At 64.4% G+C, this 22,659-nt stretch carries 18 protein-coding genes and 1 tRNA gene; 7 read left to right on the top strand and 12 right to left on the bottom strand.

Annotation, left to right across the window (positions count from 1 at the left end):
• Nucleotides 1-41 precede the first annotated feature (41 nt).
• The 5 genes from IAG41_RS17065 to IAG41_RS17045 all read left to right on the top strand — a co-directional run bounded on the left by IAG41_RS17065 (nucleotide 42) and on the right by IAG41_RS17045 (nucleotide 6,866).
• Nucleotides 42-1,325: an MFS transporter gene (locus IAG41_RS17065; RefSeq protein WP_187729857.1), complete on the top strand. Its 1,284-nt coding sequence runs from the start codon at nucleotides 42-44 to the stop codon at nucleotides 1,323-1,325.
• Nucleotides 1,322-2,242 carry a 2-dehydro-3-deoxygalactonokinase gene (locus IAG41_RS17060; protein WP_187729856.1) on the top strand — a complete coding sequence of 307 codons (921 nt, stop codon included), beginning with the start codon at nucleotides 1,322-1,324 and terminating at the stop codon, nucleotides 2,240-2,242. Before IAG41_RS17065 ends, IAG41_RS17060 begins: the two co-directional genes overlap by 4 nt.
• Complete coding sequence (locus IAG41_RS17055) at nucleotides 2,239-2,973, top strand: SDR family NAD(P)-dependent oxidoreductase (protein WP_187729855.1); 735 nt, start codon at nucleotides 2,239-2,241, stop codon at nucleotides 2,971-2,973. Before IAG41_RS17060 ends, IAG41_RS17055 begins: the two co-directional genes overlap by 4 nt.
• A gap of 205 nt (nucleotides 2,974-3,178) precedes the next feature.
• A complete protein-coding gene (locus IAG41_RS17050; protein WP_187729854.1) occupies nucleotides 3,179-5,851 on the top strand; it encodes a TonB-dependent receptor in 2,673 nt (890 codons plus the stop codon).
• 121 nt (nucleotides 5,852-5,972) lie between these two features.
• A complete protein-coding gene (locus IAG41_RS17045; RefSeq protein ID WP_187729853.1) occupies nucleotides 5,973-6,866 on the top strand; it encodes a dihydrodipicolinate synthase family protein in 894 nt (297 codons plus the stop codon).
• A gap of 2 nt (nucleotides 6,867-6,868) precedes the next feature.
• Here the strand turns inward: IAG41_RS17045 and IAG41_RS17040 are convergent, their stop codons facing one another.
• Nucleotides 6,869-7,669 (bottom strand): IclR family transcriptional regulator, encoded by an 801-nt coding sequence (locus IAG41_RS17040; protein ID WP_187729852.1) that lies wholly within the window; start codon nucleotides 7,667-7,669, stop codon nucleotides 6,869-6,871.
• A gap of 209 nt (nucleotides 7,670-7,878) precedes the next feature.
• Here IAG41_RS17040 and IAG41_RS17035 point away from each other — a divergent pair, with 209 nt between their 5' ends.
• Nucleotides 7,879-9,057: a mandelate racemase/muconate lactonizing enzyme family protein gene (locus tag IAG41_RS17035; protein WP_187729851.1), complete on the top strand. Its 1,179-nt coding sequence runs from the start codon at nucleotides 7,879-7,881 to the stop codon at nucleotides 9,055-9,057.
• Nucleotides 9,058-9,087: 30 nt separating this feature from the next.
• Here the strand turns inward: IAG41_RS17035 and IAG41_RS17030 are convergent, their stop codons facing one another.
• The 10 genes from IAG41_RS17030 to IAG41_RS16985 all read right to left on the bottom strand — a co-directional run bounded on the left by IAG41_RS17030 (nucleotide 9,088) and on the right by IAG41_RS16985 (nucleotide 21,288).
• Nucleotides 9,088-11,175 carry a radical SAM/SPASM domain-containing protein gene (locus IAG41_RS17030; RefSeq protein ID WP_187729850.1) on the bottom strand — a complete coding sequence of 696 codons (2,088 nt, stop codon included), beginning with the start codon at nucleotides 11,173-11,175 and terminating at the stop codon, nucleotides 9,088-9,090.
• Nucleotides 11,176-11,399: 224 nt separating this feature from the next.
• Entirely contained in the window at nucleotides 11,400-12,896 is a 1,497-nt protein-coding gene (locus tag IAG41_RS17025) for a glycosyltransferase family 39 protein (protein WP_187729849.1), read from the bottom strand.
• Nucleotides 12,889-14,391, bottom strand: a complete 1,503-nt coding sequence (locus IAG41_RS17020) for a hypothetical protein (protein ID WP_187729848.1) — start codon at nucleotides 14,389-14,391, stop codon at nucleotides 12,889-12,891. Before IAG41_RS17020 ends, IAG41_RS17025 begins: the two co-directional genes overlap by 8 nt.
• Entirely contained in the window at nucleotides 14,388-15,740 is a 1,353-nt protein-coding gene (rfbH, locus tag IAG41_RS17015) for a lipopolysaccharide biosynthesis protein RfbH (RefSeq protein ID WP_187729847.1), read from the bottom strand. Before rfbH ends, IAG41_RS17020 begins: the two co-directional genes overlap by 4 nt.
• Nucleotides 15,737-16,747 carry a glycosyltransferase family 2 protein gene (locus tag IAG41_RS17010; protein ID WP_187729846.1) on the bottom strand — a complete coding sequence of 337 codons (1,011 nt, stop codon included), beginning with the start codon at nucleotides 16,745-16,747 and terminating at the stop codon, nucleotides 15,737-15,739. Before IAG41_RS17010 ends, rfbH begins: the two co-directional genes overlap by 4 nt.
• Nucleotides 16,744-17,685: an NAD-dependent epimerase/dehydratase family protein gene (locus tag IAG41_RS17005; RefSeq protein ID WP_187729845.1), complete on the bottom strand. Its 942-nt coding sequence runs from the start codon at nucleotides 17,683-17,685 to the stop codon at nucleotides 16,744-16,746. Before IAG41_RS17005 ends, IAG41_RS17010 begins: the two co-directional genes overlap by 4 nt.
• 7 nt (nucleotides 17,686-17,692) lie before the next feature.
• Nucleotides 17,693-18,748, bottom strand: coding sequence for a CDP-glucose 4,6-dehydratase (gene rfbG, locus IAG41_RS17000; protein ID WP_316251181.1), 1,056 nt, complete (start codon nucleotides 18,746-18,748; stop codon nucleotides 17,693-17,695).
• Between the two features lies 1 nt (nucleotide 18,749).
• Nucleotides 18,750-19,526, bottom strand: coding sequence for a glucose-1-phosphate cytidylyltransferase (rfbF, locus tag IAG41_RS16995; protein ID WP_187729844.1), 777 nt, complete (start codon nucleotides 19,524-19,526; stop codon nucleotides 18,750-18,752).
• 60 nt (nucleotides 19,527-19,586) lie between these two features.
• Nucleotides 19,587-20,453, bottom strand: a complete 867-nt coding sequence (locus tag IAG41_RS16990; protein WP_187729843.1) for a transketolase family protein — start codon at nucleotides 20,451-20,453, stop codon at nucleotides 19,587-19,589.
• The gene (locus tag IAG41_RS16985; protein ID WP_187729842.1) at nucleotides 20,446-21,288 is read right to left on the bottom strand and encodes a transketolase; all 843 of its coding nucleotides are present in this window, start codon (nucleotides 21,286-21,288) and stop codon (nucleotides 20,446-20,448) included. Before IAG41_RS16985 ends, IAG41_RS16990 begins: the two co-directional genes overlap by 8 nt.
• A gap of 39 nt (nucleotides 21,289-21,327) precedes the next feature.
• Here IAG41_RS16985 and IAG41_RS16980 point away from each other — a divergent pair, with 39 nt between their 5' ends.
• The gene (locus IAG41_RS16980; RefSeq protein WP_187729841.1) at nucleotides 21,328-22,236 is read left to right on the top strand and encodes an autotransporter outer membrane beta-barrel domain-containing protein; all 909 of its coding nucleotides are present in this window, start codon (nucleotides 21,328-21,330) and stop codon (nucleotides 22,234-22,236) included.
• A gap of 347 nt (nucleotides 22,237-22,583) precedes the next feature.
• Here the strand turns inward: IAG41_RS16980 and IAG41_RS16975 are convergent.
• Nucleotides 22,584-22,659, bottom strand: a tRNA-Lys gene (locus IAG41_RS16975).

The raw sequence follows: 22,659 nt of genomic DNA, 5'->3' as shown, positions 1-22,659 counted from the left end.
ATTAAAACAGCGCAACAGCGCGTGGTCGGGAGAGGGCGGGAATGATAGCCGAAGGGGCGAAGATCGCCCGGTTCCGGTGGCTGATCGTGACGATGCTCGCGCTCGCAGCGGTCCTCAACTATCTCGATCGCCAGACGCTCGGGCTGATGGCAGGTGTCGTCCAGGGCGAGCTCAGGATCGACGACAAGGGCTATGCCTCCGTCGTCAACGCCTTCCTCGTCGCCTATATGCTGGGTGGACTGGTGTCCGCCTTCATTGTCGACCGCATCGGCGCGCGCTGGGGCATGGTCGTGTTCGTCGGCTGGTGGTCGCTTGCCAGCGCGTGCACCGGTCTGGCCGCCAACATCTGGCAATTGGGCGCAAGCCGGTTCGCTCTTGGCCTTGGCGAAGCAGGCAATTGGGTCGCGTCGCCCAAGCTGGTCCGCGAATGGTTTCCGCAGCGCGAGCGGGCGCTCGCGATCGGCATCTATTCCTCAGCCGCGCATTTCGGAGCGGCGATAGCGCCGGTATTGATGGCCGTCCTCTTCCTCGCATTCGGCTGGCGGCTCACCTTCGTCATCAGCGGTGCGCTCGGTCTGATCTGGCTGGCCGCCTGGCTCCTGCTTTACCGGCCGGACCAACCCTTGCCCGTCTATGACGAAGACGCCGCGGCGAGGCCCGATATCGTCGCGGAACGTTCCGAGCCGGTCGATGATTCCGGCTGGAAAGGCTGGGTAGCCGTGATGCGCACGCGCGGCGTGTGGTTCTATGCGGTCGGCAGTTCGCTGACCAATCCGGTGTGGTTCTTCTATCTGTTCTGGTTCCCCAAATATCTGACCGAGGAGCGCGGCCTGACCATCGCCGAGATGGGGCGGACGACGTGGATCGTCTACGCGGCAGCCGGTTTCGGCGCAGTCGGCGGGGGCATATTGTCCGGGTGGTTCGTCGGCCGCGGCGTGCGGCCGGCGCGGGCACGGGTGGCGGTTATGGGCCTGGTCGCGTTGGTCGCCCCGGTCGGCGCGATCAACGCGCTCGAGCCGAGCATCGCGATCAGCCTGGCGCTCGGCGCGGTCGTCGCGTTTTGCCACACGGCATGGGTCACCAACCAGACCGCCTTGCCAGTCGATCTCTACCCGAGCCGTCACCTCGGCAAGGTCATGGGGATTGGCGGCATCGTTACCGGCTTGGTCACGATCGGATCGACCTATGCGGTCGGCCAGCTTGTTGCGGTGCTCACCTATCGGCCAATGTTCCTGGCAATCGCCATCGCCTACCCGCTCGGTGTGATCGCCGCCTATCTCGCCACGACGGGCCGCTCGATGGCCGATCGGGAGAGCGAGGCGTGAGCGGGAGGCCGTTCATCGCCGTCGAATGGGGTACTGCGCGGATCCGGGCGCGCCTGCTCGCGGCGGACGGCGACATCCTCGACACCTTGGTCGAGGACGTGCGGCTGGTCGATCTGGATCGCCCGGCCAGGGTTGCGCGGTTGCGGAGGATGCGTGCCCGTTGGCCGGACGCCTGCGCCACGACGTGGCTGGCGGGGATGATCGGGTCGCCGATGGGACTTGAGGCGGTCGAGCAGCTGCCGTGCCCGGCGACACCGGCGATGATCGCCTTGCATGCACGCCGGACGCAGATCGACACCTTGTCCGTCGCGATCCTGCCAGGATTGTCGTGCATCTCCCGCTTCGGCGATCCGGATGTCCTGCGCGGCGAAGAGGTCGCGGCCGCCGGGCTCGTCGGAGAGGGTCGGGGCGACGACACGCTGCTGCTATCGGTGCCGGGGATGCACGGCAAATGGATCGAGCTGGGCCGGACGGCGGTCGAGCGGTTTCACACCTCGATGACGGTCGAACTCTACCGCGTGCTCGCCGAGCGGAGCATCCTCGCGCCGTTGATGGCGGCACCGGCGCGGGACGGCGATGCCTTCAGAACGGGCTTGTCGCGTGCGGCCGACGGCGGAGGCCTGGGCCGGCTGCTCTTCTCCGCGCGGACCGCCGTGCAGGCGAAGCGTTTCAGCGAACAGGACGCAGCATCCTATTTGTGGGGCGTCCTGATCGGATCGGACGTGCGCGAAAATCTGCCGGCGGCAAGGTTCGATCGCGCCTGCTTCGTCACCGGCGCGGAGGATGTCGCGCCGTTATTCCTTGCGGCGATCAATCACCTGGGAATGAAGGCCGAATGCATCGACGATAACCGGCTGTCGGCGGCCGGCTTCGCCACGATAAGACGGGTCGCGGCCGAGCAGGAGCAGTTGCGATGACAAGATTGCACGGACATATCGCGGTCGTGACGGGGGCCGCGGGCGGGATCGGGGGCGCCATCGTTCGGCGGTTCGCGCAGGAGGGTTGCCGCGTGGCGGCGCTCGACCTGGTCGAGCCGGCGGATGGCGACGTCAAATTGACGTGCGACCTCGGCGATGACGAGTCCGTGCGATCGGCCGCCGAGGCGGTCGCCTCGGCCGGCCTGCTGCCGACGATCGTCGTCCATGCCGCCGCGCTGGGCGGTCGCGGCGCGACGCTTGAAACCGAAAGCGATTTCCTGTCGCGAATGATGGACGTGAACGTCGGCGGCGCCTTTCGCCTTGCCAAGGCCTTTGCCCCGGGAATGCAGGCGCGGCGACGCGGGGCATTCCTGTTCGTCTCGTCGATCAATTCGACTTTCGCCACGCCGGGCCTGGCGGCCTATGCCGCGTCGAAGGCGGCGCTCGACAGTGTCACGAAAACGCTCGCGCTCGAGCTCGCCGGAGACAATGTGCGGGTCAATGCCATCCGTCCGGCTTCGATCGACACGGCGTTGTTGCGCGGAGGGTTCGAATCGCAGCCAGATCCGCAGGCGGCGCGCGCGGCCAACGTCGCGCGGCATCCGCTGGGCCGGCTCGGCACTCCCGACGACGTTGCTGCCCTAGCATTGTTCCTCTGCTCGGACGAAGCCTCCTGGATCACCGGCGTCGACTATCTGATCGATGGCGGCGCGAGCATCACCCGCCGCTGATCGACGACATCCGCACGGTTCTCTGACCTTTTCGGGCGCATTTACAGCCACAAGGTTCGGTCGCGCATGCGCGACATATTTCGCCGACGCCCAGTTGACATGTAGCTAAATGTGCAACACTCTCCGACCAAGAAAAATAAAGATCGTAGGGGAGAGTGACATGCGAAGGACGAATCGGTGGCTCGGTGGTGCTTGCCTGGGAGCCATGTTGGCCGCGACCTCGGCGACCGCGCAGACCCAGCCGCAAACACCGCCACCGGCTGAGACGCAGCCCGCCGCACAGGAGGCGACGGCGGGCGACATCGTCGTCACCGGCTATCGCCAGAGCCTGGCCGAAGCGCTCGACGTGAAGCGGGAAACCAATCAGTTTCAAGACTCGATCATCGCCACCGACGTGGCCAAGCTGCCCGATAACAATATCGCGGAATCGCTGCAGCGCGTTTCCGGCGTGCAGATCCGCCGTGCGCTCGGCGAGGGCACCAGCGTTTCGATCCGCGGCCTTCGGCAGAATCGGACGGAGATCAACGGACGCACGCTCGTCAACCCGAACGGCCGCGGTGTCGGCATCGCTGCGGTCGCCGATTCGGACTACGGCCCGCTGTCGCTGTTCCCGTCGGAAATGATCGGCCGGCTCGACGTCATCAAGCTGCAGGGCGCGGACCGCACCGATGGCTCACTCAGCGGCACCGTCGACATCATCACGCGCAAGCCCTTCGACAAGCCCGGCCAGCTGATCTCCGTTTCAGGTTCGACCGTCTATTCGGACCAGGACAAGCGCTGGGGCTATGACGGCTCGGCGCTCTATTCGAACACCTTCGCCAACGACACGTTCGGCATCCTGTTGAACGCGACCTATTCGAACAAGCCGGTCAACGAGGATTCGTTCAACTCGTTCACCGGCTACACGCCGCTGACATCGGCCTTCAACACCCCCGCCAATCCGAAGGCGAACGACCCCAATGGCGACGGCATTCCGGGCACCTACATCGCCGACTTCCGCTTCCAGCGCCTGCGCGAGAAGCGCGAAAAGATCGGCGGGAACGCTGCGTTCCAGTGGCGGCCGAACCCCAGTTTCGAACTCTATGGCGACGCCGCCTACTCGCACCTGACCACCAACCGCACACGCGACTGGTTCTCGGTGCCGCTCAGCAGCAACGCCGGCGACTATACGTCCTACACGCTGTCGTCGAACGAGATCCTGACCTCGGGTACGATCAACCAGGTCGCCCAGGGCAATGCCGAAGCGTTGCACGTCAAGAGCGATACGATCAGCAGCGGGATCGGCTTCAAGTGGAAGACCGACGACGGGCGCTTCTCGGTCAATCCCGAATTCAACTATTCGCGCGCGACGATGGACGTGACGCAAGAATTCGTCCGTGTGCAGAGCATCAACAAATATCTGTTCGGGTTCGATATCAACGACGGCGGCATTCCGACCGTCACAGCGCCAGCCTCGCTCGACGTCACCGCTCCCGCCCAGTTCCGCTATTCAAACGTGTTCGACAATTTCAATCGCAACACGGGCCAGGAAACCGCCGGCAAGATCGACTTCGCCTTCAAGCCGGGAGGGTCGTTCCTGTCGCAGATCGATGCGGGCATGCGCTATTCGGCGCTGGTGACCGACCGCGACACGATCCAGCGGCAGGTCGGATTCAGCGGCGCGACCCCCGCCAGCACGATCCTCGTCGCCGGGGGGCCGGCGAGCTACAATGTCCGGGACTATTCCGACCTGCTGGGTGGCGGTGCGCCGGCGATCGCCATGCATTACGTCGACGCCATAGCGACGGCGCTTCCGATTGGGACGGCGTGCGAGTTCCTCGCGCCCGGGAGCGGCCTGTGCCCGGCGCGGTTCCTCGATCCGCTTCAGTCATTCAGCATCTCCGAAAAGACGATGGCTGCCTATCTCAAGGTCAATTTTGCGACCAATCTCGGTTCGATGCCGCTCTCGGGCAATGTCGGCGTGCGCTACACCGATACCGATCGCGATGCGCTGGGCGCGATCCGCCGCGCCAGCGGTGCGGTCGATCCGCTCGATGTCAGGTCCCACTTCGTCGATTGGCTGCCCAGCGCGGTCGTCAAGCTGGAACTGACCGACAAGCTGTTGCTCCGCGCTGGCTATGCCAAGGTGCTCGGCCTGCCGGACTCGGTCGATCTGTCACCGGATCTCATTCTCAACCGTTTGTCGCCCTACAACGGCAGCTCAGGCAATCCGCGCCTCGCTCCGCTCCGCGCCGATCAATTTGACGTCGCGCTGGAATGGTATTTCGCACGCGGTTCGGCGCTGACCATCGGCGGGTTCTACAAGGACGTGAAGACGTTCATCTTCAGCCGCGCCGCCTATGAAATCCCGCCGGGCGAGGTGGCGCCTCCCGGGCAGCCCGAGGGCTTCCTGGTGACGCGGCCGTTCAACGGCACGGGCGGCAAAGTTAAGGGTGTCGAGGTGCTGTTCCAGACCCCCTTCTATTTCCTGCCGTCGCCGCTCGACGGTTTCGGGGTGGTCGCCAACTTCTCGTACATCGACAGCACGACCTCGCTGCTCGACCGCAGGGGATCGGCACTGCCGCTCCAGGGCCTGTCCAAGGTGAACTACAATCTCGTCGCTTATTACGAGAAATACGGCTTCGGCATCCGCGCCGCGTACAATTATCGCGACAAGTTCTTCGACAGCGTCGGGCCGGGCAGCACCGCGATCTATTATGCGCCGTATCGCACGCTCGACGCGTCGGTGCGCTACGAGTTCAGCCGGTTCACGATCTTCGCCGATGCCTCGAACCTGACCAATGAGGTGCAGAAAAGATACGTGGAATCGCCCGAGGCGACCTCGTTCTACGGGTTGCAGGGCCGGCGTTTCTCGCTCGGGTTCAACGCCAAATTCTGAGGCTCGTGTCGCCCTCGACATGCCTCCCTGGGGGACCGGAACGGATCTCCGGTCCCTCATTTTGACTAGCTCGACCGGCGCGGAGATCCGCGCGGCGCTCTAATTCGCTCTGGAGATTGAAATGACTGCAAGTATCGGCGGCGTGTTTCCCGTGCTGCCCACGATCTTCACCGCGGCCGGCGATATCGACGAGGGTGGAATGGCCAGCGTCATCGACTATGCGCTCGATCGCGGTGTCGATGGCGTCGTGTTTCCGGGCCTCGCCAGCGAATATGACATGCTCACGCTGGAGGAGCGCGAGGCGATGATCGGCTTCGTCGGAAGCCGCGTGGCGGGCCGCGCGCACTTCGTCGTCGGTGCCAGCGGCATCGGCCTGGATGAAAGCACGCGCCTGGCGACCGCCGGAGCCAGGGCCGGCGCCGTCGCGGCCATGGTGATGACGCCGAAGTCGGTCGGCGCCGATGCCACGGCGCTGGGCGCATTCTACACGACGCTCGGCACACGCGCAGACCTGCCGCTGATGCTCCAGAACGCGCCCGTGCCGATGGGTCTGGCGCTGTCCAGCGCGCAACTTCGCGAGGTCGTGCAAGCGACCGATGCGATCCGCTGGGTCAAGGAAGAGAATATGCCGTGCGGCCAGCGCATCAGCGCGCTGCTGGAGCACCGTCCGGCCAGCCTGCGTGGCGTGTTCGGCGGCGCCGGCGGGCGCTATATCACCGATGAACTGGCCCGTGGCGCGATCGGCACGATGCCCGCGGCCGAGACTCCCGAAATCCACGTCGCGCTGATGAATGCACACCTTGCCGGCGATAGCGAAAAGGTGCGCGATCTCTACGAAGCGGTGCTGCCGATCTTGATGATGCAGGCGGTGTTCCGCTGGCGCCTGACCAAGGAAGTCCTGCGCCGCCGCGGGCTGATCGCGAACGCCTATACGCGCTCGCCGGGGCCGGAGCTCGACTCCGGGGATCATGACGAGCTGACGCGGATCCTGGCGCGTCTCGAACGCGCCGCCTAGCGCTAGACGGCGACCCGATAATCCAGCGCCGGATCGGCGAGATCGAGCTGCGGCCCACGCGCGTCGCCGCTTTCGCCGATCTTGCGCGCCGCCTCATGCAGCGCGTCGAGCATCTCGGGCATCGCCGCGGTTGGTATCCACCCGGACAAACCGATCGCCGCATAGACCGGCTTCCCAATCGTGATCGCGACAGTGTGCTGCTCGCGCTCGTCCTTGACGCGGAGGCGGACATGGCCCTTGGCGCGGACCTCGTTGAGCGCGGCGAGGAGCGTCGGAAGATCCGCGTAGCCCGGGATATCGTGGCCGGCATAGGTTTCCTCGACCTCGAGATCGTCGAGCGCGGCCAGCAACGCCATGCCGATGCCCCCGCGCGTCGCGGGATACAGGCCGATCCGTCCCAGCGCGTCGGTCTCGGGCATGTTGGGCGGCGCGTGGAAAAGGTAGCTGACATTGTCGCGCCACAACACGCCCATCGCCACGGTATGGCCGAACCGGCGCAGATCCTCGAGCGCCGGCAGCGCGCGGCGCAGCAATCCCGACGCGAACAGGCTCTGCGCCGCGAGGACCGTCATGCCCGAGCCCGGGCCGTATTTGCGGTCGCTGGTCTGGCGCGCGATGCCGAGATAGGTGAGCGTCTTGAGCAGCCGGTTGACCCTGGTTGTTTCGAGATCGACGCGGCGCGCCAGTTCGCGGCATCCGACCGGTTCGGTCGAGGTCGCGAGCGCTTGCAGCACGGTGATGCCGTCGATCAGGCTCTGGTTGGGCTGCGCACCCGCTTTCGCTCTGCTGGCTCCCACGCGCATGCTCAGTCCCATCGTTGCTTGTTCAGCGTCACTAGCGAACCCGCTTCAACCTCCGCAGCTATCCCGCCTGCAAAGTTTCGTCCAGACGAGCAATTGGTCCTCACCGAATCCCCATTATCAGTTGTCGATTAATGTTGCTAATAAAGCTTCAAATGGCATAGTGAGATGCGATAGCGCGAACGACGCCTTTACGAACGGGAGCAGGATGCATGACGCTGGATGATCGGATTGCGTCGATCGACGTTTACTCCGTCACGATTCCGCAGGACGACGCCTATCTCGGCGGTCTCGGCCCGGGCGAGTCGGTCAACAGCGCCGGCTATTTCGTCCGTCGCGGCAACCGCACGATCTATCCGGCGGCGATGCGCTCCGCGGTCGTCCGCGTGACGCTCGATTCGGGCGCCGAGGGCTGGGGCGAGACCTATGGGCTGGTCGCACCCGATGCGATCCACGCGTTCGTCTCCGACATCATCACGCCGATCATAACCGGTCGTTCGCCGTTCGACGTGCAGGCGATCTGGGAAGACCTGTACGATCTCATGCGCGTGCGCGGCTATACCGGCGGCTTCTGGCTCGATGCGATGGCGGCGGTCGATATCGCCTTATGGGATCTGATGGGGAAGTTGACCGGCCTGCCGCTGCACCAGCTGCTTGGCGGCAAGCATCGCGACCGCATCCCCGCTTATGTTTCCGGCCTCCCGCGCCGGACCATCCCCGAGAAGGTCGATCTCGCGCGGAGCTTCATCGACAAGGGCTATAAAGCGGTGAAGATCGCCGCCTCGGTCAGCTATGAAGGTGTCGAGCGCGAAATCGCGGCGCTGCGCGAAGGGCTAGGCCCCGATGTCGCGATCATGCTCGACTGCCACTGGATGTATACGCCGGCGGAAGCGGTCGCGCTGCTCCAGCGGCTGGCGCCCTATAATCTCTATTTCATGGAAGCGCCGTGCAAGACCGAGGATGTCGCCGGCCTTGCCGACATTGCCGCCCATGCGACGGTGCCGATCGCCGCGGGCGAGGAATGGCGCACCGTCTATGACGCACGCGCGCGGCTCGAGGCGCGCGCGGTGTCGATCGTACAGACCGAGATGGGGCATAGCGGCATCACGCAGTTCATGCGCATCGCACATCTGGCGCAGGCGCATCATGCCAAGATCATTCCCCATGCGACGATCGGCGCCGGCATCTTCGCCGCCGCCAGCCTGCAGGCGTCAGCGACGGTGCTGAGCCTTCCCTATCACGAGTTTCAGCACAGCATCTTCCCCCATTCGGCGAAGTTGATGAACGGTCGGCTGGAATGCACTGAGGGCTATTTCGCGCTGCCCGAAGGCCCTGGGCTGGGCGTCGCTCCCAACGACAAGTTTTGGGATAACGCCCGGAAACTCGGCTGACCTAAACCCCGTGGCACGTGTCCGGGGATTTCAGACTCCGTCCGCGAAATGGCCTGCGGGTCGCTTCGGTCCGTCCAGCCGCTTGCTAGCGCATAAGCGCTCGGTACCACCGAGGCATATTTGGCAACCGCGGCTCGTGGTGACACCGTTCGACAGCTGCGCGAACATCCGGAGCGCCTGCGGGCTGCCGAGTGCGTCCCGAAGGCCGGTAAAATCCGACAGTGAACCGAAGGTCGCAGTGCTGTTCAGATCGAGGCAACAGATGCCGAGCCGCCCGGTTGCGTAGATGGCGAGCGAGGGCGTCTCGGTGAACAGGCAGCTCTCACGATTCACCAACTTGCGCTCCACCGACCATCGCGGATCATATTCCAGCAGCAGGTTCGCATAGGTGCAGGTCGGCCGCGCCGACATGAACGCCTCCTGCCGAACGCCGTGCACGTCGATCCAGCTCAGGATCGGAAGATGCTCGCGATCATATTGATCGGCGTTGGTGAAGGTCTGGGCGATATAGGCGGCGTCGTTCCGATGCGCGTGAGCGCGGGCCTCGGGCGGGGCGGCGACCGCGATATCCGCCGCAATGCGCTCCCATTTGCGCACATGCGCCGTCATCCGCTCCGGCGTGTCTGGGAAGGCGGCGCGCGTCTTCTCGTCGACCCTGAGGTCGATCGCGGCATTGGCGACCATCTGATAGAGGCGCAGATGCGACGGCGCCCGCTCGAATACCATCTGTTTCAGCAGCGCCGAGACGCGGCTTACCAAGGTCTCGTAGTCGCCGATCTTCTGGCTACGGGTGGCGCGGTAGGATTCCTCGCTGTCGTTGTGCAGCGAGATGGCGATTCCCGCCGGATAATTGTTGGAAAGCTGCTTCAGCTTCTTGTCGACCAAGGTCATGCCATGGGTCGTGAAGAAAGTCGGCCAAGGCAGATTCCGCTCGCGGATATACGCAAGAATCTCGGCAATGTTGGGATGGAGAAGCGGCTCGCCATAGGCATTGAGCTGCATCGACCCGACGCTGACATTGTCGGCGAGATCGTCGATCAAGCCCTTGATCGTCTCGAGCGGCAGCCAGGTGCGGGCGTCCTCGCGGAACATGTCCGGGCAGAAGGTGCACTTCTGGTTGCAGTGGTTGGTGATCTCCAGCCAGACCGTGTCGACGCGCGGTTTGCCGCCCACCGAGGGGAAGGGCGAGACGGGCGGTCGCGCGCAGCCCGCCGCAGGCCCGATAAAGGCGCGGAGCTTCGCCGCCGCGCTTTTCGCTTCGTTCTCGTCGAGAAACGGGAGTGCCGAGCGCTCGATCGCCGCGGCGGCGGCTTCGGTGACGCCGGGCGCAGCGGCCAGCGCCCAGCGCAGCCGCGGCGCATCGAGTGTCGCTAATTCCCCGCGGACGATCATGAACGGCACGAGCAGTGCCAGCTCCTCGACCAGCTCCATCTTGTCCGCATCGCCAACCGGAAGCGCGAGCGCGGTCGCGACTGCCTCGATTGCCTTGTCGCCACGTCCGGCGCTCAGTTCGAACCGCGCGCGTGCTCGGTGGGCGGCGATGTCCAGCGGTATTTGCTCGACGCCCGCTTCGGCCTCGACCAGCGTGTCGAAGCCGCGAACCTCGCTCGACCAATAGGATTCAGGGGTCACCGCGCAGCCGGCCCAGCGGCACCGCGCGATCCAGGCAGCGTGGCGGATGGCCGGCGTTTCGAGGTGCATGCGGGCTTCGTTGAGCAGCACTGCGGCTTGCTCATGTGCGCCGGCCGCAGAGAGCAGGCCCATCAGTGACAACACGCCGGTCTGGTTGAGCACGCGTGTGTCGCGCGGCCCCTCGCCGAAACTTCGGGCGAGCAAATAGTCAAACAGCGGCGCCGCGAGATTGGCGGGCAGGTTCGCCAAGGCCGAATAGGCCAAAGACGCCTGGGGATCCGCGTCGAACGCCGCGATCAGTTCGGCCGCAGCGGCGTCGAGAACGAATATGTTTTCCTCATGCGTTTCGCCAAGGAGAACAGATATCTGCAGAGCTTCGGAGAGCGCGGCCACGCCCCGCTCCCGCAACTGCAACACGGCGAACTCGCCCGTGGTGCTGGCATTGCAATGGGGTTCGAAACTCGAAAACGCGGCGCCTTCGCGCATGCTTGATCGCTCCTGTTATCGGTTGAGAGCGGCACCCTTGACCGGCGGCCCTGAACCCACGTTTCCGCAGGCGCCTAGCTTGATCGCCTATCCCTCAATTGCATTATAGAACGACGCGGGCGGAACAGGTCCCCAAGGCGCCATGACCAGCGAATGAGAGTCGCCTGGCTTTACATCCGCTTCCGGGGGCACCCAATCAGCGGCCTGCATGCTAGCAACTTCACCTAGTCGCGATCTCGGTCTTGCAAGGCACTAACCCGCGCAGTCGCGGATCCGATTTTGCGGATACAGGCGATGGATCTGCTGGTGTCACCGCCAAAATCGCGGCAATCGAATTGGGCCATGTCGTGCAATCCTGCAGGGTAGATGGCCCCGCCTACCCACAAGATTGCCGCACCTCGAGTATCCGCCAGCGCGGCGAGGTTGCTAGCGCTTTGGTGGTCGGACGCCAGATAGATGGCCTGCACATCAACAGTGTAGCCCGCACGGCGGAAGAAGAACGCGCCTACTTCTGTCTGGCGCTCCTGGGCGCCCAACTGGCTGGTGGGGTTATCCCACACGAATATTACCCGATGCGCGTTGGCATGCATGAGCCAATCGGAGCCGCGCTCGAATTCGAGCGGGTTCAGCGCCTGCTGCGCATCCGCGGCGGCATAGGTAGCGACGTTCTGCACCGCTGCACCCGCCCAGGAGGCGAGCACGATGCTAGGCAGCAGGCTGAGTAGCAGGTGCGTGCGGCACAGCACGACGGTGAGGCCGAACAACAAGGCCGGCATATAGGGAATGAGATAGCGTGGTTCGAAAGACGGCCGCAGAAATCCCACCCCGACCACAAGCGCCACCGATAGCAGGGCAGACACCGTCAGCATGACTTCGCTTCGGGCATAAGGCAGCGGTATACCGGCGGACCGCCGCCGTACCCATTGCGTGGCAAGGATACCCAGGACGATCGTCACGATCGCGAAGGCCGCCAAATTTGCCCCGAATAGATAGAAGGGTACTCTCCACAAATCGCGCACGCCGAGTACCGGGTACCAGGCTGCACCGGGCTTGAGGATACCGGTCATGAACGGCAATTGCAGCGGCAGCCACGCCGCCACGCACCCGAAGATCGCCAATGCCGGCCAGATTTCCCGCAGCCGGGGGCGAAGCGTCCATAAAATGCACAGGAACTCGAGGCCGGTAATCACCGCCGCATGGATATGCGTCAGGATCATCAGTGCGCCGATCGCCGACCAAATTGTCAGCCAGCGCGGCGAGCGGGTATCGATGCAGCGCAGAAATGCGATGGTCTGCGCAGTGGCGAGCAGGAACAGCAATGTCTGCGGCCGTGCCTGCGCCACGAACAAGAGCCCCGGTAGCCAGATTGCGGTCAGTCCTGCCCATAGCCAGCGCTCGCGGCGGTTCGACCCGCCATATGCCGCCACCAGCACGACTGCACCCAGCGATGCGATCAAGCTCGGCAGGCGCAGCGCGAGATTGCTGTCGCCGGCGAACCTCTCCCACACCCACATGCTGCCGTAATAAAACGGCCCGCTCATTTCGTGCCGACACCATTGGATCAGGCCGGCGACACTGGGCTGTGTCGCAATGACGCCGGTATAGGCTTCGTCGAGCCAGAACGGCGCGAACCAGCCGAAAATCAGTCGATGCGCGATCCCGACGAGTATCGCCGCCGCCAGGACGAAATACTCGATCCTCGGTGCAGTGGTCTCAGCCATATCGCGTCGCCTTCCACGGGCGCGACCAGCAGTCGCGCGGGTCGGCGCCGGGATCGATCAGGGTCGGCATATCTTGGTGCAACCAGCCTGGCATGGCGCTCGTCCGGGCGAGATAGGTCGAGATGTCACCGATCCGCCCGCTTTGCCTGACCCAGGCGCTCGGCAGGCTGCACAGCGGCGGCGGGGCCGCTGCGAGACGCAGGGCGCGCCAGACTTCGGCAGTGCCCGTTATCGCGCCGAGCGACAGCAATATGGCGATGGCTATTCCGGTCGGTCGGGGAATTTGCGCGTCGGCTTCGGTCAGGCTGCTGGCCAGCAGAGCGACCAGCACGGCCAGCGGCACGATCGATACTCGCATCGCGAAATCGTCGCCCGCGCCGATGTGAAACAGGGGAATAAGCACCAGCATCGCCGTGACCAGCACCAGCGTATCGAAACCGAGGCGATGGGGCGCGCGAAGCCGGTAGAGGATCCACAACGAAGGGAAGAGCTCGAGCAGCAGGAAGGTAGCAAATGTCAGTGGACGAACGCCTCGCAGACCCGACGGCAATTGCTGTGCGTCTGCAGCGAGATAGGCCAAAGCGGGCACCGCCACGGCCAGCGCAGCAACCCCCGTCGCCACATCGGTCCAGCGCAGCGTTCGGCCGTGTATCGCGCGCAACCCGGCCCAGGCGACCAGCGGGACCGCGCCGATCACCGCCAGCGGCGACCAGATCGCCGCCAGCGGCACCGAAGCCGCAACGCTGCCCAGCGTCATGCTGCCGCGGCGGTACAACAGATAGAGGAGTGCGCAGAACCATCCGGCGATCGCATGCTGGGGAACCCAGAAGATCAGCGTGATGACCGAGGAATATTGCAGCGGCGGCGACCAGCGCTCGAGATGGTCATAGGATGCGACGCCGGCGCTGTTGGCGATCACGGTACCCACGATGTCCAGGCCGCTGAAGGCGATGAAAACGATCACCGCCATGAACCGGGCGCGGGCGGTCTCGAAGAGCGTAGAGGCCAAAGCGAGGAGCAGGCCCAACATCAGCGTGTTGCACGCCAGCAGCGCAAGGTCGGTGGCCGTCCGGCTTCCTCTGCCTATGATCGCGGGCAGCAGATACATGCCGAGCGGCGCTCGCAGGACCTGCTCTCCGCCGCCCGTCAGATAGGCGAAGGGCCAAGGGTGTCCGGCCATGTCGGCCAGAACGGCATCGCGGATCTGCCAGTCTTCATTGGCGTAGAACAACCGCCCTTCGCCTCCGAGCAGCAGCAGCGCGCAGGCGATGGCGAGGCAGATGCCGATGGTGCGCCAGCGGACCGGATCCCGTTGCGCGATCCGGCCTTCGCCCAACCACAGCAATACCAGGAAGCCGCACGCGACGATGGCCGATACCGCCGCCGGTCCCGCTTTTCCGAGAAACACCGGGACCAACACATTGCTGAGCGCGAACAGTGCGAAGAGCACCAGCAGAAGCTGGCGCGTCGATGATCCGGCCCGCGGCTCGCTCACGCTGCCGAAAGACTCGGCACAGGATCCCGTCCGGCGATCAACGCCCGCGTGATGTCAGCCAGCGTTTCGACCATATAATCGAGCCGCGGCTCGTCGATCCCGGGCCATACCCCGAGCCAGAACGCGTCTTCCATGATCTTGTCGGTGTTGGCGAGGCTGCCATGGACGCGATATTCCACGTCCTTGAAAGCGGGCTGGCGGATGATATTGCCGGCGAACAGCAGCCGCGTGCCGACCTTACGGTCCTCCAGCGCGCGGGTGACCTGATTGCGGACCAGGCCGCTGCCATCGCGCACGGTCATCAGATAGCCGAACCAGCTCGGATCGGTATTCGGTGTCGCTTCGGGCAAATGATAATAACGATCGAGCCCGGCGGCACGCAGGCGCCTTTCGAGCCCGGCAAAATTCTCGCGGCGGCGCGCGATGAAATGGTCGAGCTTGTGCAACTGGCTGACGCCCAGCGCCGCCTGCATGTCGCTCACCTTCAGATTATAGCCGATATGGCTGTAGGTATATTTGTGGTCGTATCCCTGGGGCAGGTCGCCCAGCCGCCAGCCGAAACGCTTGTTGCAGGTATTGTCCTTGCCCGGCGCGCAATAGCAGTCGCGGCCCCAGTCGCGGAAGCTCTCGGTCACCTTGGCGAGCAAAGGGCTGTCCATCAGCACCGCGCCGCCCTCGCCCATGGTGATGTGATGCGCGGGATAGAAGCTGAGCGTCGCGATGTCGCCGAACGTGCCGACATTCTGGCCGTTCGCGGTCGCGCCGAATGCGTCGCAGCAATCCTCGACCAGCAGCAGGTCGTGCTTGCGGCAGATCTCCGCCACGCGGACCACGTCGAAGGGATTGCCGAGTGAATGCGCGATCATCACCGCGCGCGTCTTGTCGGTGATCGCGGCTTCGAGCGCGTCGACATCGACATTGTGCGTGGCGATATCGACATCGACGAAGACAGGGATGCAGCCATATTGCACGATCGGCGTGATCGTCGTCGGGAAGCCCGCGGCAACCGTGATGACTTCGTCGCCGGGTTTGATCGCCTTCGGCCCGCGCTTCCAACTGGTCAGCGTCGCAAACGCGAGCAGGTTCGCGGCCGAGCCGGAGACGGTCAGCTTCGAATGCCTGCGGCCGAATCGCTCGGCAAGTTCGCGCTCGAACTGTTCGGCATAGCGGCCTGCGGTCAGCCACATGTCGAGTGAGGCATCGATCAGATGCGCGCAATCGGCGCCGTCCATCACCTTGCCCGAGGGCGGGATATAGGTCTCGCCCGGCACGAAGGCGGGCTGAGGACGCGATTCGAAATAGGCGCGCGCCGCCTCCACGATCGCGGTGCGCTGGGGATCGTCGCTCACAGCTTGGCCACTTTCTTCTGAAGGTCGTGCACGGGGTTCGCGCTATTCTCCGGCACCGTCATGGCTTCGAAGTTGATCCGCTCGCGCTCCACCACCATCGGTCCGCGACGCACCTGCGAATGGATCGACGTGACATATTCGCCGAGGATCCCGATGAAGATCAGCTGGATCGCGGAGAGGAAGAACAAGGAGACGATCACCGTCATCATTCCGCGCGGCGCCATGCCGGGAACGAGGAAATATGCGGCGACCGACCCCAGCGCATAGAGCAAGCAGAGCGCCGCAAGGCCGAAGCCGGCAAAGGTGCACGCTCGCATCGGCGCGTTGGTGAAGGAGAAGATGCCGTTGAGCGCCTGGTCGACCAGCCGTGGCAGATTGTTCTTCGAAATGCCGACTTTGCGCGCTTCCCAAGTGTAGGGAACGATCACCCGGCTGAACCCGACCGACGCGATGATCCCGCGGACATAGGGATAATGGTCGTTATGCTCGACCACGGCCTTCCACACCTTGCGATCGATTAGCTGGAATTCACCGACGTTGACCGGGATGTCGATGTCCGAGAGCCGGTTGACGATCTGATAAAAGGCACCGCGGCACAGGCGAAGCATCAGGCTTTCCTGCCGGTTGACCCGCGCCCCGGCGACAATTTCCACGCCGGTTTCCCACAGGCGGACGAAATCGACGATCTTCTCAGGTGGATCCTGCAGATCGACGGCCAGGAATACTACCACCGCGTCTCCGGTCGCGCTGCGCAGTGCGTTGAACATCGAGCGGAACGGCCCAAAATTGCGGGCATTCAGGATCACCTTCACCGAAGGATCACGCGCGGCGATACCGCGCAATATGTCCGGCGTTCCGTCTGTCGAGGCATTGTCGGCAAAGATATGTTCGCAATCATATTCGCTGAGCGGGCCGGCGAAGAGGTCGCGCACGACCTGATGGCAGCGCTCGACGTTGCCCGCTTCGTTGAAGCAAGGCGAGATGATCGAGATTTTCTTGCGGGTCATGCGACAGCCTTTCGGGCTTCCGAGGACGAGTAGGCGGCAACGGTACGGTCGAGACCCTCGGCAAGGCCGACTTTGGGCGACCAGCCAGTGGCACTGCGCAGCGCAGCGATGTCGCCCTCCATGTGCATGATCTGTGTCGGGCCGAACGGAACTTCGCCGAAGTTGAGCTCGAGCCCGGGCGCGACGCGATCCCGGATCATCGCGGCAATGTCGCGCACGCGGGCACTGCCGCCCGAGGCGAGGTTGAAGATGCCACGCGCGTCGCTCGTGGCGGTGGCAAGGATGCCGGCGGCGGTATCGTCGTTGTAGAGATAATCCCATTTCTGGGTGCCGGGCGTCATCTTGGGCGCAACGCCCGCGGCCATCTGCGCGATCAGGCTGGGGATCAGCCAGTTGGGATTGTCGCCCGGACCGTAAGTGGCGAACAGCCGCAGCCAAGCGAAATCGACACCGGCCGCTTCACAGCGCTGGCGGGCCAGATGGCAGGCGGAAAGCTTCGCCGCGCCGTAGAGCGTCGAGGGCATCGGCACGTGCGTTTCGGCGACGGGGCCGTCGAGCGGGCCATATTCGGCCTGGCTCCCAACCCCTACGAACTTGCGCGCGCCGGATCGGATCGCGGCGTCCGCGAGGCGGCAGGTGGCGGTGATATTGGCGGACTGGACGTCGCTGGCGCGCGCCGCGCCTGAGACGCCGGCCCAGGCGGTATGGACGACGATGTCGGGCCGGGTGACCAGCAGCAGCGCATCTACCGTGGTGTCGTCGTCGAGGTCGAGCGGATGATAGCGAATGCCGCTTCCCGAAAGTCGATCGGGGGAAACCGCGCGTCCGGTCGCGTGGACGTTGACGCCCGCCGCATGCGCCGCGCGCGCCACGGCAGCGCCGACAAAGCCGCCAGCGCCCGTGACCAGCATCGTCCGTGAGGAAATGTCGCTGCCCATCGCGGGCCTAAAGTGAAAGATATTGGTTAATTTGGTCTTTAGAAATGGCGATAAGGTCGCCTTGTTCATGCCAGCAGCGATACCAGTCCGCGCTCAGCTTCAGTGCCTCATCCAGCGACAGCCTCGGGTGCCAGCCAAGCCGTTCGCCCGCCTTGCTGCAATCGAGCATCAGCGTGGCCGCTTCGTGCGGATGCGTGCCGGGCGATCGCACCCAACGTGCATCCTCGCCCCAGCATTCGATCAGACTGTCCACTACCGCTTCGACCGGCGCTGCGTCGGCGACGGCCGGACCGAAATTCCATCCCGCTGCAAAACCAGGGTCGCCGTGCAGCCGCTCGGCGAGCATCAGATAGCCGGCAAGTGGATCGAGCACGTGCTGCCACGGCCGGATCGCGGCGGGATTGCGGATTTCGAGCGGGTTTCCCGCGCAGAAAGCACGCATCGCATCGGGTACCAGCCGATCGATCGCGAAATCGCCACCGCCAATCACATTGCCGGCCCGCGCCGATGCGACACCGATGCCGGCTGCGCGCAGGAAGCTGTCGCGATAGGACGAAACAGCAAGCTCGGCGCAGCCCTTGCTGCTCGAATAGGGGTCCTGCCCGCCCATCGGATCGCTCTCGGCATATCCGCGGGTCAGGCCGGTATTTTCGTAGCATTTGTCGGTAGTGACAATGACGACCGTACGCACCGACGGCACTCGGCGGCATGCATCGAGCAGGTTCACCGTGCCCATCAGATTGGTCGCGAACGTGTCTACCGGCTCCGCATAGGATGCGCGCACGAGCGGCTGCGCGGCGAGGTGGAAGACGATCTCGGGCTGGGCCTCGCGCATCGCGGTTTCCATCGCGGCGAGATCGCGAATGTCGCCGATATGGTGGTCCAGCGCCGAAGCCAGACCGAGCAGTTCGAACATGGAGGGGTCGGTCGGCGCGGGCAGGCTGTAGCCGGTCGTTCGTGCGCGCAGCATCTTCAGCATCAGCGTCAGCCAGCTGCCCTTGAACCCGGTATGGCCGGTCAGAAACACCCGACGGCCGCGCCAGAATTCCAGGTCTACGCGCACTTCAGTGCCAGACTTTCCAGGGCGCCTGCTTCGCTTCCCACATGCCTTCCAGCATCTGCCGGTCGCGCAACGTATCCATCGGCTGCCAGAATCCGTCATGGAAATAGGATTTGAGCTCGCCTTCCGCGGCGAGCTTTTCCAGCGGACCGCGTTCCCAGACGCAGCCATCGTCCCGATCGAGATAGTCGCCCACGTCGCGCGACAGGACGAAGAAGCCGCCATTGATCCAGCCGCCTTCATCGACCGGCTTCTCGGCGAATGCACGGACGTCGTCGCCATCGAGATCGAGCTGACCGAAGCGGCTGCTGGGGCGCACCGCGGTAACGGTCGCGCGCTTGCCGTGCGAATTGTGAAAGGCGATGGTCGCGGCCACGTCGATGTCGCTGACGCCGTCGCCATAGGTCAGGCAGAAGCTGTCGTCATTGCCGATATGCGGCAGGGCCTGGCGGAGGCGGCCACCCGTCATCGTGGTTTCGCCGGTATTGATCAGGCTGATCCGCCAGTCTTCGCAATCGTTACGGTGCACTTCCATCGAGCCCTTGCGCATGTCGAAAGTCACGTCGGACATGTGGAGGGCGTAATTGGCGAAATATTCCTTCACCATATAGCCCTTGTAGCCAAGGCAAATGACGAAGTCGGTCACGCCGTAGTGCGAGTAGATCTTCATGATGTGCCACAGGATCGGCATGCCGCCGATCTCGACCATGGGCTTGGGACGCAGCGAGGTTTCCTCTGACAGGCGCGTACCGAGACCGCCGGCAAGGATGACTGCTTTCATGGCGACCATCTCTCAACGAATTTGGTAAATGAACGGTGAAGCCGGGTCAGGGTACACACCCTAGATCGTCAGACCCCCCATCCGGTTGAGCGTGGCCTGTCCCGCGACCATGCCGCAGACCGTGCTGCCGAGCGCGATCGGCGCAATACGGCTGGGCAGGTCGCCGCGCCCCGCGGTCGCCTCGAGCATCCACGCGCCGAAGCCGCCATCAAGCAGATGATCCTCGAGCGTTTCCAGCCTGGCATGACGCGCGACCTGCTCCGCCTGGCCCGCCTTGCTTGCCATGCCCCAGAGCGGCATCGAATAGACCGGCGCGCCGTCTGCCCGGTCGAGTGCCGCGCCCAGCGCCGCTCCGGTCGAAAGCAGCGCCCGATCCCCTTCTCCGTCGCGAACGCGGACCCATTTGCCCGGGGCAACCACAGGAGGCGCGTCGTGATAGACCGGCTCGCCTGCCTTGCCGATGCGGAGATAGGATGGGCCGGGATTGGCAACGAGGTATCGCATGCACGCGCGCACCTCCATCGGATCGCCGGGCGCTGCGATGGTCATGCTGGGCATGCTGCGCATCAGCGCGTAATCCTGCACCGCGTGGTGCGAATAACCGAGCGCACCATAAGCCAGCCCCCCGCCCACCGCGACGATCGTCACGGGAAGACCATGATAGTCGACATCGTTGCGGATCTGCTCGGCGCAGCGGAACGTCGGGAAATTGGCGATCGAATAGGTGAAGACGTGATAGCCCTCGGAAGCCATGCCCGCGGCCAGCCCGGTCATGTTCTGCTCGGCGACGCCGGCATTGATGAAGCGATCGGGAAAGCGATCCGCGAACGGCTCGATCACGCCATAACCGAGGTCGCCGACGACCAGCGCGATATGGTCGTGCGCGGCAGCCAACGCGACGAGTTCCTCGATAAATGCGTTACGCATCAGCGAGTTCACCCAGCGCCAGCGCGAGATCGTCGGCGCTGGGGTTGCGGTAATGCCAGGCGACCTGGTCTTCCATGAAGGAGACGCCCTTGCCCTTGATCGTGTGCGCGATGAGCATTGAAGGCTTGCCACTCTCCCAAGGTCCTCGGGCCAAGGCGTCGGCTATCGCACGGTGGTCGTGCCCATCGACTTCGCGCACGCCCCATCCGAACGCCGCGACCTTGTCTGCCAGCGGTTCCAGCCCCAGTGTCTTGGCGACCGTCGTGAGGCTCTGCAGCTTGTTGTAATCCACGATGCCGACCAGATTATCGAGGCCATGATGCGCGGCGAACATCATCGCTTCCCAATTGCTGCCCTCGGCCATCTCGCCGTCCCCGAGGATGACGAAGGTGCGCCAATCCTTTCCCTGGCGTTTGGCGGCCAGTGCCTTGCCGGTGCCGAAGGGCAGGCCATGTCCAAGGGAACCGGTCGAGAATTCAACCCCGGGCACTTTGTGGCTGATATGGTGCATCAGCATAGATCCGTCGCGGCCATAATCTTGAAGTAGCTCGACCGGGAAAAACCCGGCATCCGCCAGCGCGGCATAGATGGCCACGCATGCATGGCCCTTGCTCAGCAGCAGCCGGTCGCGATCCGCCCAAGACCAGTTGGCAGGGTTGAACCGCATCACCTCGCCGTACAAAGCGGCGACAATATCGGCGATCGAGAGCGCGCTGCCGATATGTGAGGCGCGCGCACGCGTCACCATTTCAAGCGACAGGCGCCGAATGCGGGTAGCACGCGCATGGAGCGGGCAAGTGGGGCTTAAGATCGTCGCGGGCGCGGGAATAGCCATGCCGACACTTTCGGCGACTATGGTTAACCTTTGTATAACATGGATGTCGGCGACGAAGGCGGCCGCGCCAAGGGCTCGCTCGCGATCTGGAGCGGCGGGGCGATCCAGGTCGGTATCTGCGACGCGACCAGCGGCCGGGCACGCCTGTCGATGACCACCTCCGGCCTCAGCGCCGGCGCGGACCTCAAACTCGGCGACGGAGCGATCTTCGGCCTGGGCGGCGGCTATTGCGGCCAGCGCACCAATATCGGCGAGGACGAACAAGCGCGCCTGACCGGCCGCAGCTGGATCGGCGCGGTCTATGGTAGCGCGCGGCCGCTCGACGGCACCTTTATCGATGGTGTCGCCGGCGTCGGCGGGCTCGACTTCTCCACCCGTCGCATCGCGGTCAACAGCCAGCTGGCAACGGGCAGCCGCGACGGAATGATGCGCTTCGGCTCGCTGTCACTGGGCGTGGACCATGATGGCGAGAAGAGCGTGTTCTCGGCCTATGCGCGGGCCGAATATATCGCGGCGACGCTGCATGCATTCAGCGAGAGCGGCGCTGGGCTTTACAACCTCAAGTTCAGCGAGCGCGACCTGACGTCCTTCTCAAGCGTGATCGGCTTCCGCGGTTCGCTCCGCATCGATACGAGCGCCGGCATCCTCAAGCCGCGCGCGCGGTTCGAATGGCGGCACGAGTTCGAGAATGGCAGCAGTCAGTTCCTCGACTATGCCGACCTCGCCGGGTTCGCCTATCGCATCGGCGACACCGGCTGGCTGCGCGATTCGTTGTCGCCAGCACTCGGCATCGGACTCGAGACCGGCGGCTGGACCCTCGGCGCGGATCTGACCGGGCAGTTCGGCGAGGGCAGCAGGTCGGCGACGCTGCGGCTGTCGCTGGGCAAGGGTTCTAGAGACCCTACCGCGCGAACAGTCATTCGCGTCTTGGGGCATCGCAGGAGGTAGTACGATGAGGTCGCGCCTGATTCGAGCTCGACCGGTACATTGGACTCCTCAAGCTCTGCCTGCGGTAACCGGCTGTTATCGACGGTATCGCATTTTCTCTAGTTCCGACGGCCGACCGTGTGGGCGATCTGCGCTCAAATCGTCGCGGTTGGGTTTTACGAAAAGTACGTCCGGTTTTCGGATTGCTCGCCCAAAAACCGACTGCCTCTTTCCGGGCCAAAACACGCCGTTGGCGGCGATCCATATGACGTCCGCTTTTGGTCGTTAGCGGCCACACCGGTTAGCCTAGAAGCGAGGAGCAGGTTTATGCGCCTGAGGCGCAGTTATAATGCGGCCTCACAGAGAAATGGTGGGTCCGCCGGGGCTCGAACCCGGGACCTCTCGATTAAAAGTCGCTTGCTCTACCGACTGAGCTACGGACCC

The organism is Sphingomonas sp. JC676, assembly GCF_014489075.1.
Lineage (GTDB): Bacteria > Pseudomonadota > Alphaproteobacteria > Sphingomonadales > Sphingomonadaceae > Sphingomonas.
This window is presented reverse-complemented; position numbering and strand designations above follow the sequence as displayed.